Raw genomic sequence first — 10,699 nt, 5'->3', positions numbered from 1 at the left:
AGGATCTGTAATTGAATTAAAATGTTTCAGAAAAGTAGTGCTCATATTTATGCGACCAAGTAATTATTATGCCTTGATCTGATCACTACTTGCTCTATAAGTTCAATTTATAATGATCTTGCCGTGAGGCGTCTTAAAAGAAAGGTGGATTAAATTGGTGAGCCAGGTGGCATTGGCAACACTTTAAAGTTTTCAGGCCATTCACCATTTTCTAAAAACAAGCTGATTTGTTCGCTTAAGTATTGCTTAAATGCACTATTACCAACGGATGCACTGCCTAGCATTGATTCTTGCTGGTAACTCTTTGCAAGTTTAGCTAAGTAGTAACGAAGCTGTGCTTGTACTTCGGGTGCCACCTCATTGCTTGCCACTAAATCGGCAAACTGTTTTGCAGTTAAAAGCTGCACACGTTGGCTAATTTTACCTGCCATCCCTGAAGCAATTTTTTGCTCAAAAACTTGCTGATAAGTTTGTGCTAATAGCGCATCTAAACCATAAAACGCATCGCTTCGTGCTTGCTGCTGCGCTAAACGGTTAATGCGTTGGCTATTAAAAAGTAGGCTCAAGCTATGTGCTGCAGCAACCTCAGGCAACGCCATCGCATCAAGCGTTAGTCCTGTGCGACCAACAATACTTTCGCGTGATTTAGATTCACCATACGCTTTTGGTGGAATAAGCGCTAATACTGACTCAGGTAAAACAAGGTTCTCAGCTTTTAGCGTTGCAAGGAGTGCATCTACTGCTGCTTGTTGCGTTTGCTTTGCCACAACCTGTGCCCCTTTTGGTTGCGAGCCGTCACGTACTTCGTACTCATAATTCACACCAGCAATTAGTTTAACCGCAGCTTCTACTTGATAGCGATGGAACAAATAAAGTGGCACCAGCATTTCTTCTAATTGCGATAAAGCAGTGCCTGTTTTGATGTTTTCGATACCAAAGCTCGTCAGCGCTTGTTTGCGAACATCAAGTACACGCATTAGCTCATCACTTGGTGAGCTGCCGTTATCCCATAAATGCCCTGTTGGGTGAGCACCACCTTGAGCGCGGGCATCACTATCTGAAATAAATTCCAGCCCTTTGCTTTTGTTTTCAGCTAAAATTGCAGCCAATTGCAGTGCTTCATCTTGATTAGTGAAATCACTATAGCCGTATTTGACCACTTGGGTATCCCATACGCCCATGCCAGCAGCATAGCCCCGGCTTACATCTAATTTACCTTGCTCATCAAAGCTCAGTAGTGGGTGTGGATAATCCATTACAGAGGCTCTGTCTGCCACTGACGCTGCAAAGTTATGCGAAATACCTAAAGTATGCCCGACTTCATGAGCGCTTAATTGACGAATGCGATCAAGCGCCATGGCTTGTAAACGCTTAGCCACTTCATTGCCTTCAAAATAGGGAGCTGCTAATGCTTCTGCAATTAGGATATCTTGACGAACACGCAGTGACCCGAGTGTCACATGGCCTTTGATAATTTCGCCTGTTCGAGGGTCAATCACTGAGCTGCCATACGACCAACCTCGGGTTGCACGGTGCACCCATTGAATTACGTTGTAGCGTATATCCATAGGGTCGGCATCATCAGGGAGTACTTTAACAATAAATGCGTTCTTATAACCTGCTGCATTAAAGGCATCATTCCACCATTTAGCACCATCAAGTAAAGCTGTTTTAACTGGCTCTGGTACGCCCGGATCTAAGTAATAAACAATCGGCTCAACGGGCTCGCTGATTGGCAGGCTCGGATCTTTTTTCGCTAAACGATGACGAGGTATGTAACGCACATACATAGACTCACCCAGCGCTGCCGCATAATCTTTGTGCTCAATGCTCCAAAAACCTGCTTGGGGGTGGAATTTGCGAGGAGTGTAGTTATCGTCCGGTAACTCAATTAATGAGTGATGCATATGCACTGTCAGTGCATAAGGGTCTGCGCTCACTTGGCGTACATACTTTCCTGGGTTATTACCTTGAAAAGTAAGCACAGCTTCTAATTCAGTATTTTTTTCAAACGCTTTTGAGCGCGCTAAATATACCGCACTGCGGTTGCTATCTAAGTTAAAGCTTCCCTGCCCGGTTGCCGATAAACGACGGCTTACACCATGAACATCGCTTAATAAATAAGGGGTGTAATCCACAAGTACAGCAGTGTCTGACTGAGCTACAACACTAAAGCCCGCTAAAATACTTGATGCGAACGCCTCTTTAATACTTTGTTGTTCCGCAAGGTTATTAGTATTAGCACGGTAATAAGTATTAATAGCTCTTAGCATCACCTTATCGCCAAAACGCTCAAATTGAACTAAGTGAGTATCGCCTAACTGACCGCGATCTAAGCCAATATCATTTGAACCAACACCGTAAGGTAAGCTTTGTTGTAATAAAAATTGTTGCTCGAGTTTATCCACCTCAAGATACAATTTGCCGTTTTCTGTGTCGTAGTAAAATGAAAAATAGCCTGAAAAATGAGTCATTTTTTCAGTAAAATCATTTATAGACTTAATTGCTGCGTGTGCTTGAGTTATCATAGTAAGTAGCACAGCTAAGAGCAGATATCGTAGTAATGGTATTTTTTGCATAATCTTATCTTTGTTATTCGCGTTTTAAATACTGTATAGGTATTAAGCAGTATAAAGTACCGCCAAGAAAAATCAGCTATTTAAGACGAAATTCAGCGCTTGCTAAGACATTCTCTCTCACACTAAAAATGTCTGGCTACAACGTTATCAGGAAAATAGAATGCGTAGACTCCCACCGGTATTGTTAGAAGATGGTTGCCCTCGTGAACTGATCTCATTGATCAGAACGGTACTTGCGGCATGTAAAGAAATTTCATTTCGTGTTGGTCAAGGCGCCCTATCTGGCGTATTAGGCTCAACCCTAGACGAAAACATTCAGGGTGAAACACAGAAAAAACTCGACGTTCTAACTAACCAACTTTTAAAAGATATTTTATTAGAATCGGGCTACGTAAAAGCCATTGCCTCTGAAGAAGAAGACTTCACCGTTGCGGGTAATCCAGATGCCAACTACATTGTTGCATTCGACCCACTTGATGGCTCATCAAATACTGATATCAACTCACTCGTTGGTACGATTTTCTCAATTATGGCGGCGCCTGAAGGGGCTGATCCGGCTGATCCTAGTATTTTTATGCAACCGGGTAAAAACCAAGTTGCAGCGGGTTATGTATTATATGGCCCATCAACCGTGCTGGCGTTAACAACCGGTAAAGGCACACGCTTTTTCACCTTAGATAAAACGCACGGTACCTTCTTATTAACGCAAGATTTTGCAACCGTACCTGAAGAGACCAGCGAATTTGCAATCAATGCTTCAAACCAACGCCATTGGCAACCAGCAATGCAAAATTACATCAATGACTTAATTGCCGGTGATACAGGCCCACGTGGCCGTAACTTTAACATGCGCTGGATTGCTGCAATGGTAGGTGATGTGCACCGTGTATTATGCCGTGGTGGTATTTTTACTTACCCAACCGACACGAAAGATCCAAATAAACCTAACAAATTACGTTTATTATACGAAGCAAACCCAATGGCAATGTTAATCGAACAAGCTGGCGGTATTGCCTCAACAGGCACTGAGCGCATCATGGACATTCAACCTGATGCTATTCACCAACGTGTGGCGGTGATCTTAGGTTCGAAAAACGAAGTGGAAACCTGCTTAAGCTACCATAAGTAGCAAGCAGTAAATGCCTTAGGCTGAAAGGTATAAAATTCTTTCAGCCTAAAGTCACTGCTAATAACTTCTTTAGCGTACTTGTACTCAACTCACCCATTTGCTCGTTATTACTTAGCGCATAAATAGCCCCTTCAACGGCACTTTCGTCGATGTCTTGCCGAGACTCTACTACGTTTGCCCAAAGTTCTAATTCATCGATATCTATTTCGCCGTCTATAACACGCTGTAAAACCTGGCAGAAAACATCTTGCGTCAGAGCATAAACACCACCTTGCGTGTCTGGAGTACTGGTAATTACTGAGATTGCCTCAAATCGGTTATCACCAAAGCGGGCAAACTCATCTAATGCGTCTAATTTATCCATTTGCTATGCTTACCTTTTCAATCTCAAAGCATCTTTTTACTTAATGACAACCCTTACTTGCTCACAATGCAAAGCAACGCTTAACTGCCAAGCCGACAATATTAATGCCTGTTGGTGTAATGAGCTGCCCAACATTTTACCACTCGATGAGGCAGCAACAGAGTGTTTATGCCGAGACTGTACTATAAAAAAGATAAATTCATTTTTATCTAAACTTTACCAACAGCCTCTTGAACAGCAGCTTGCCTTTGCTAAGCCTTATTTTACTCAAGATAATTTAATAGAAAATCTCGATTACACTATGCAAAACAACTACATGGTATTTAGCCGCTGGTTCTTTTTAAAACGCGGCCATTGCTGTAGTAATGGCTGTACTCATTGCCCTTATTCCGATAGCTAATCCCTTGCAGAGTATTTATTCAATTATTTTGCATTTAATTGCAAATAATGCATGGACGGTAAGAATAAAAATACATTATAATTGGATATAAATTCACTAAATCATCAATTTTTAAGCTTAAATCACTAGTAACGTCTACTTTTTAAGCATAAATTTACTGTAACTAAGTCGGAATCAATCATGAACACTTTTAAGCCTGCTCTACTTGCAAGTGCAATTTCTGCAGTTTTAATCAATAGCAATATGGCGTTTGCTGCAGAAGATGCTATCGAAGTTGATAAATCAATTGAAACTATTCAAATTACTGCAACACGACGTGCAGGCTCTGTGCAAGATGCACCGCTTAATATCACAGCGCTCAATGGCGATGTAATTAGCGACCAAAACATTGGCGATCTAGAAGATGTTGCTCGCTGGGTCCCTGGCTTAACAATTTCTGATCAAGGTGGTCGTGAAGGTTCTCCGATTATCGTTCGTGGTTTGAATACAAATACTTCTGACCGTATTTCTGATAGTGGCACAGTGGCAACCTATGTTGGTGAAATTCCACTTAGCATCGACTTACGTTTAACTGACGTTGACCGTGTTGAAGTGCTAATTGGCCCACAAGGTACACTGTATGGTGCAGGTACTTTAGGTGGTGCAATTCGTTACTTGCTAAAACAACCAGAGCTTGATATCACCGAAGGTAAGGTTACAGGCGATGTATTTAGCATTAACGAAAGTGACGGCACAGGTGGTGAGTTTGGTGTGGTATTAAACACCCCGCTAATTGAAGAAAAATTAGCGCTTCGTGCTAGCTTAAATTATTACGATAACCCTGGTTACATTGACTACACCCACGTGGTTCAAGAACCGGGTGTATCAAACCCAAATCCTGATTTTTCAGACAGCAGCGATGTAAATGCCAACTTAAAAAGCGTAAGCGATGTTAACGATGAGCAAATCACCACTGCACGTTTATCACTTCGTTGGCTTGCAACCGAAGATATTGATGCAACGCTAAACTACTTCTATCAAAAGCAAGAAAATGGCGGTAACTCGACATCGCAATACGGCTCTCTTGCTGATAGCAGTGCACTACAAGGTGTCCCAGGAAAGTACGAAAACGTAGCTCGTGTGCTTGAACCAGGTGAAGAAGAAAACGATTTATTAAGTTTAGAAGTAAAAGCAGATCTTGGTTTTGCTGAGCTGGTATCTGCATCTGGTTGGTCTAGCTATGAGCAATCTGGTCAACGCGATCAAACAGATCTACTTTACGATATTTGGTCAGGTTATGCCGACTTCCCTTCTTTTGTTGGCTACACGCACGATACCTCAGATCGCGATACCTTTACGCAAGAGCTTCGTTTAGTATCAAATAGTAATAGTGCTTTTAACTGGATTGTAGGCGGCTTCTACAACAAAGTAGAAAGTTACTCAGATGACCGTGAATACACGCCGGGTCTGACTGAGTACTGGGGTGGCGGTATTCCTAATGTTGAACAAGACCTTGAGTACATTCTAATTTCAGATAGTGAAACCACTGAAAAAGCACTTTTTGGTGAAATCGGCTACAGCATCACAGATCAGTTTGATATAACTTTAGGTGCTCGTTTTTACGAATACGATGTATCAACAACATCAGGCTCTGCTACACCGCTTTATTCTGGTGATTTTGATTCACTAGATAACCTTGTTATGGAAAATGTGAGCGCAAGCGATAACGGTAACTTATTCAAGTTTAATGCTAACTATACATTCGATAATGGTGTACTTGCTTACTTTACTGTGAGTGAAGGCTTCCGTATTGGTGGTGGTAACGGTATTGCTCCTTGCCCTGATGTATTACCTGAGCAACAAATTGTTTGTGCCCTGCCAAACGAAGAAGATTACAAACCAGATACAACGGTCAACTACGAGCTAGGCTTTAAGTCATCATGGTTACGTAACCGCCTACACTTCAATGCGGCGCTATTTAATGTTGATTGGAAAGATGCGCAAGTTGGTAGCAGTACAGTAAATGGCCAAGAGTTAATTACTTCGAATGCAGGCTCTGCTAATTCAAAAGGTGTTGAACTTTCTACTCGCGCAATGATTGGTGATAATTGGGCTGCATATGCGACATACGCGTATGCAAAGGCTGAATTGACCGAAGATGCGCCTTACTTGTTTGGCGTGTTAGGCGATGACTTAGCGCAGTACCAAAGCTACTATGATGGTGCCAAAGGCGACCGTTTACCGGGCGCTCCTGAGCATCAATTCTCGTTTGGTCTTCGTTACGAGCAAGATATCCTAGGCGATAAACAATTAAGCGTAAACTACGGTATTACAGCGCAAAGCGATGTGATCACCAAAGTAGGCTTAAAAGCAGACGGCGAAGTATTACCAGGTTATGCACTAAGTAACTTATCTGCCAAAATTACTGGTGATATGTGGTCTGCAACGCTTTACGTAGACAACTTATTCGATAAATATGCATTTACTTCTGTACGTCGTGATAAGTCTTGGGCAGGTATGTCACAATATGCTGAGCTAAACAAAGAACTACCTGAGCTACAGCGTGTTTATGGTCACTACACCACAGCACCTCGTACTATCGGTATGAAGTTTAGCTACAACTTTGAGCTGTAATTAAACATCCCCATAAAAGCCTTGCCACCTTTAGGCAGGGCTTTTTAATACCTGAAAATAATTAATTGGTATACTATGCGCTTATGCTAAATGATACCCAACAAGCGCTTCGCGCTCATATCCAACAGTTGTTAAACAACAAACAACTAACCGATGCACATCACTTACTTGTGCAGCGCCTAAAACAAAATCCTGAAGACCATGTTTGTTACTTTTTACTCAGCGAAGTCAACACCGCAGCTGGCGATATCACCAAAGCGATTAAGCTCCTTGAAAAAGCCCTAAGCCTAGCCCCTTTTGCAGTTTATCATTTAGCACTTGCCAAGTTATACGTACTGTTAGGCAAAGTAAGTAATGCAGCTGTGCATTATCAAAGCGCTCTACAAACAGCTGGTTTTAGTGGCGCAGACTTTGATACATTAGCCAACATTGCGACCCGTTTAGGGCATTATGACGACGCTCTTAGCTTCCAACAAGCAGCCTACCAGCGCAATAAAGATAACCCACAAATTAGCTATAATTTGGCGGTATGTTATAAAATTCACGGACTGTTCGATGAAGCTAAAAGCTTATTGCAGCAACTAACCACAAAGCAACCTAGCTTTTATCAAGCCCACTATTCGCTGGCTGAACTTAATACTGTTATAGATGCAGAGCAACATATCCAAAAACTTCAAGCCTTGGCGGATAAAGAAAAAAGCATTGTTGAACAACAAGTGTATTTTCATAGTCTTGCTCTTAATTATGAGCACCTTAATGACTACAAAAATGCATTTAAATACTTTGCACTAAGTAAGCAAGCGATAGCCAGTAAACTTAATTATCAAGCCACACAGCATCGCCACTTTTGTCAAAAACTCATTACCCAAAGCAAACAACAAGCACCTGCAAGTAGTGACTCTGAGTTCTCACCCGTTTTTGTTGTTGGTATGCCCCGTTCTGGCACAACCTTAGTTGAAAAAATCCTTAATCAAAGTACACAACTGCAAGGGGTTGGGGAATTAAATGATATTGCGCAACTCATACAATTCGCCACGCAATCAGCGCGTGTAATAGACAGCGAAATGCTCGATAAGGCATATGAATCTGAGGCAATAAAAACAGCACTGGCTAGCTATCAACAAAGAGCTGAGCTACTAAGTGGCGGCCTAAGAAGTTGTGACAAACAGCCATTTAACTTTTACTATATTGATTTTATTTTAGCGGCTTTTCCTAATGCTAAAATCGTTTGTATGCAGCGGGGCTGGCAAGATTGCAGCATTGCCAATTTTAGACAGATGTACAGCCCGCAAAGTGTGTTTCATCACTACAGTTTTACACTTGAAGATATTGCCTCGTTCTATCAAGATTACTCGGCATTAGTCAGTCATTTTGCCAACAAGTATCCTGAAAATGTTTTTTTGCAAAGCTATGAGCAATTGGTGGCAGAGCCTACCCAACAAACGCAAAAGCTCTATGCGTTTTGTGATTTAAGCTGGCAGGAAAACTGCCTCACTTTTTATAAAAGCAATGCAGCATCAGCCACGGCGAGTAAAAAGCAAATCCGCCAGCCACTGAATAAAAATAGTATAGACAGCTGGCAAAATTACGCCGATTTTATTGATGCGGGCCTGTTTCAATAGGTAGGTCGTGACGAGCGCCCCACTCACTCCATGAGCCATCGTAAACACGTAAGTTAGCGTAACCGCATTCATCGGCACACAATGCAATTGCACAAGCGGTTACACCTGAACCACAGCTAAACTGCAACTGGGTGTGATGCGGCGCTATGTGTTGTTCAAATAATGCCTGCAATTCGCTAAGGGGTTTAAGCTCACCGTTATTTAGCACTGTTGCTAGAGATAAACTGCGACTATTTGGAATATGACCACTGCGCATACCTTCGCGCGGCTCAGCGTGTTCACCGGTAAAGCGCTCATAAGGACGAGCATCGAGTGTTAGTGTGCCTTGTTCATCAAGTGAGTTAAGTACTTGCTCAGCACTAATAAAGTAATCAATACGCGGGCTTGCAACAAAATTGCCTTGACCAGTAGCAGCTGAATAGCTTGCTTGTGTAGCAAAGCCAAGTGCCTGCCACTTAGCTAAACCGCCACTTAAAACTTTTACGTTATCAAAGCCCATGGCTTTAAACATCCACCACGCACGGGCTGAACTGAATAAGCCTTGGTCTTCATAAATCACAACCAGAGAGTCTTGGTTAACACCAGCAAGCTGCATATGTTCTGTGAACTGCTGGCTACTGCACATCATACTTGGTACAGGGTTACTGTTATCTGCTAGCGCCTTCTTGAAATCAAAACGCTGTGCATTAGGAAGCATCGCCTTAGGTGCATACTCCCCCAGTAAACCAGGGCGCACCATTCCTGCATCAAATATGATCAAATTTTCTAGGCTTAAATGCTCGTTAAGCCACTCTGGCGAGACGATGTTCTTCATTAGCTTTCCTTTTGCGATAGCTGTGCAAATGTATCTTTTTGAGTTAAGCGTTTTTCGACCGCTTCAACATGCTCAGTTGTACATTCTTTCCAAACACCGGGCAAGCAATACACATGCTTTAAGTAGGTAAAAAACTTATCTCTCAGAATACTGTTGGACTGCCAGCCATTTTGTAGTTTTTCTAAGCATTTAATCAAACTCGCTTGATCACTCGCATGTAATACAAGCTCATCAATGTTGTAACAAGCAAGCCCTAAGGTAATCACTTTTTTATCAAGTAATAAAGATTCTAAGCCAACTGTCGAGTTAATAGTTATAACGGCTTCAGCACCATTAATAAGTTCTCGAGTACAATTTCCGTTGGCAAAAACGGCAACATCATTTCTATCGTACAAGTGCTCATAGTGCTTATGCCATGAAGGATGTTCTTTAAAAACAACTTTAAGCTCTGGATCATTTAACTGTTTTACAGCTGAAACAACAGCATCGTAATACTCTTCCATTGACTTAAGCCAAGGAGAGTAACAAGCTATTTGAGTATCGTGTGGAACTTGAAATGGCACAAATAAGTATTTTTTGGGTAACTTGATTGCGTCAAACTTACAACGCTTTTTATGGTTAGCTCTAGGAATTAAATCAGGCGCAGAAAATGGCAACTTCCCCTGCGGATCAAAGTTTAAATAGAATTGACTATCTCGCGGTACAGAAGCCGCAAAATTAATACCTTTAGGATCTAAGCTTGTTGTTCCGGGCAGTAACCCGTTTTCATAGTAATAGGTGGTCACTCCTAATGCCTTAGCAGCCATACAAACAGTAACATTCGGTAATTTATTACCATTCCAAATGACTAAAGCTTGTGGCGATTCTGACTTCAATAAATCATAATACTTAGCGAACCGACACCGCTCCACAAGCAGCATCAAAGCAGAGTAACTTTTAATTATTAGGGGGTTATTCCATAAACTATTACGCGCTTGTTTACGTAATAGTTGTTCCGAAATTATTTTACTAAAATCAATTTGTATTGTCTTGCTAAAGTATTTAAGAGCAGTAAATCTAGGTAAGCCCATACAGTGCACTTTACTCTTTAAAGGCAGTTTCCTAGTCAGTTCTTTGTAATAGCGGGCGTGCACATTGTTGCGAGAGATAAATAAAAAAGCCATATACACATCTTATTT

General features: G+C 41.7%; 8 protein-coding genes. 4 read left to right on the top strand and 4 right to left on the bottom strand.

Annotated features, from left to right (window positions below):
* Nucleotides 1-149 precede the first annotated feature (149 nt).
* Nucleotides 150-2,579, bottom strand: a complete 2,430-nt coding sequence (locus tag ABMY41_RS12755) for a zinc-dependent metalloprotease (protein ID WP_349274904.1) — start codon at nt 2,577-2,579, stop codon at nt 150-152.
* 160 nt (nt 2,580-2,739) lie between these two features.
* Between ABMY41_RS12755 and ABMY41_RS12750 the strand changes: the two genes are divergently transcribed.
* Complete coding sequence (locus tag ABMY41_RS12750; protein ID WP_054561004.1) at nt 2,740-3,708, top strand: class 1 fructose-bisphosphatase; 969 nt, start codon at nt 2,740-2,742, stop codon at nt 3,706-3,708.
* A gap of 40 nt (nt 3,709-3,748) precedes the next feature.
* Here ABMY41_RS12750 and ABMY41_RS12745 read toward each other — a convergent pair whose 3' ends face one another.
* Complete coding sequence (locus tag ABMY41_RS12745; protein WP_289096972.1) at nt 3,749-4,072, bottom strand: hypothetical protein; 324 nt, start codon at nt 4,070-4,072, stop codon at nt 3,749-3,751.
* A 43-nt stretch (nt 4,073-4,115) separates the two neighbouring features.
* Here ABMY41_RS12745 and ABMY41_RS12740 point away from each other — a divergent pair, with 43 nt between their 5' ends.
* The 3 genes from ABMY41_RS12740 (at nt 4,116) to ABMY41_RS12730 (ending at nt 8,707) form a co-directional block, all read left to right on the top strand.
* Complete coding sequence (locus ABMY41_RS12740; RefSeq protein WP_289096973.1) at nt 4,116-4,472, top strand: DUF5522 domain-containing protein; 357 nt, start codon at nt 4,116-4,118, stop codon at nt 4,470-4,472.
* A 180-nt stretch (nt 4,473-4,652) separates the two neighbouring features.
* Nucleotides 4,653-7,085: a TonB-dependent receptor gene (locus ABMY41_RS12735; RefSeq protein ID WP_349274901.1), complete on the top strand. Its 2,433-nt coding sequence runs from the start codon at nt 4,653-4,655 to the stop codon at nt 7,083-7,085.
* Nucleotides 7,086-7,168: 83 nt separating this feature from the next.
* Nucleotides 7,169-8,707 (top strand): tetratricopeptide repeat-containing sulfotransferase family protein, encoded by a 1,539-nt coding sequence (locus ABMY41_RS12730; RefSeq protein WP_289096975.1) that lies wholly within the window; start codon nt 7,169-7,171, stop codon nt 8,705-8,707.
* Here ABMY41_RS12730 and ABMY41_RS12725 read toward each other — a convergent pair.
* Both ABMY41_RS12725 and ABMY41_RS12720 read right to left on the bottom strand, forming a co-directional pair.
* A complete protein-coding gene (locus ABMY41_RS12725) occupies nt 8,682-9,521 on the bottom strand; it encodes a sulfurtransferase (protein WP_287241647.1) in 840 nt (279 codons plus the stop codon). The genes ABMY41_RS12730 and ABMY41_RS12725 overlap by 26 nt on opposite strands.
* Entirely contained in the window at nt 9,521-10,684 is a 1,164-nt protein-coding gene (locus tag ABMY41_RS12720; protein WP_287241649.1) for a capsular biosynthesis protein, read from the bottom strand. Before ABMY41_RS12720 ends, ABMY41_RS12725 begins: the two co-directional genes overlap by 1 nt.
* Between the last annotated feature and the right edge of the window lie 15 nt (nt 10,685-10,699).

The organism is Pseudoalteromonas sp. BZA4, assembly GCF_040104395.1.
Taxonomy (GTDB): domain Bacteria; phylum Pseudomonadota; class Gammaproteobacteria; order Enterobacterales; family Alteromonadaceae; genus Pseudoalteromonas.
Note: the sequence above shows the minus strand (reverse complement) of the source record. Positions and strands in the feature narration are given on the sequence as shown.

Coding starts and splice junctions, on each gene's coding strand:
- ABMY41_RS12755 (WP_349274904.1), bottom strand. CDS start 2,579: ATGCAAAAAATACCATTACTACGATATCTGCTCTTAGCTGTGCTACTT.
- ABMY41_RS12720 (WP_287241649.1), bottom strand. CDS start 10,684: ATGGCTTTTTTATTTATCTCTCGCAACAATGTGCACGCCCGCTATTAC.
- ABMY41_RS12750 (WP_054561004.1), top strand. CDS start 2,740: ATGCGTAGACTCCCACCGGTATTGTTAGAAGATGGTTGCCCTCGTGAA.
- ABMY41_RS12735 (WP_349274901.1), top strand. CDS start 4,653: ATGAACACTTTTAAGCCTGCTCTACTTGCAAGTGCAATTTCTGCAGTT.
- ABMY41_RS12740 (WP_289096973.1), top strand. CDS start 4,116: ATGACAACCCTTACTTGCTCACAATGCAAAGCAACGCTTAACTGCCAA.
- ABMY41_RS12745 (WP_289096972.1), bottom strand. CDS start 4,072: ATGGATAAATTAGACGCATTAGATGAGTTTGCCCGCTTTGGTGATAAC.
- ABMY41_RS12730 (WP_289096975.1), top strand. CDS start 7,169: ATGCTAAATGATACCCAACAAGCGCTTCGCGCTCATATCCAACAGTTG.
- ABMY41_RS12725 (WP_287241647.1), bottom strand. CDS start 9,521: ATGAAGAACATCGTCTCGCCAGAGTGGCTTAACGAGCATTTAAGCCTA.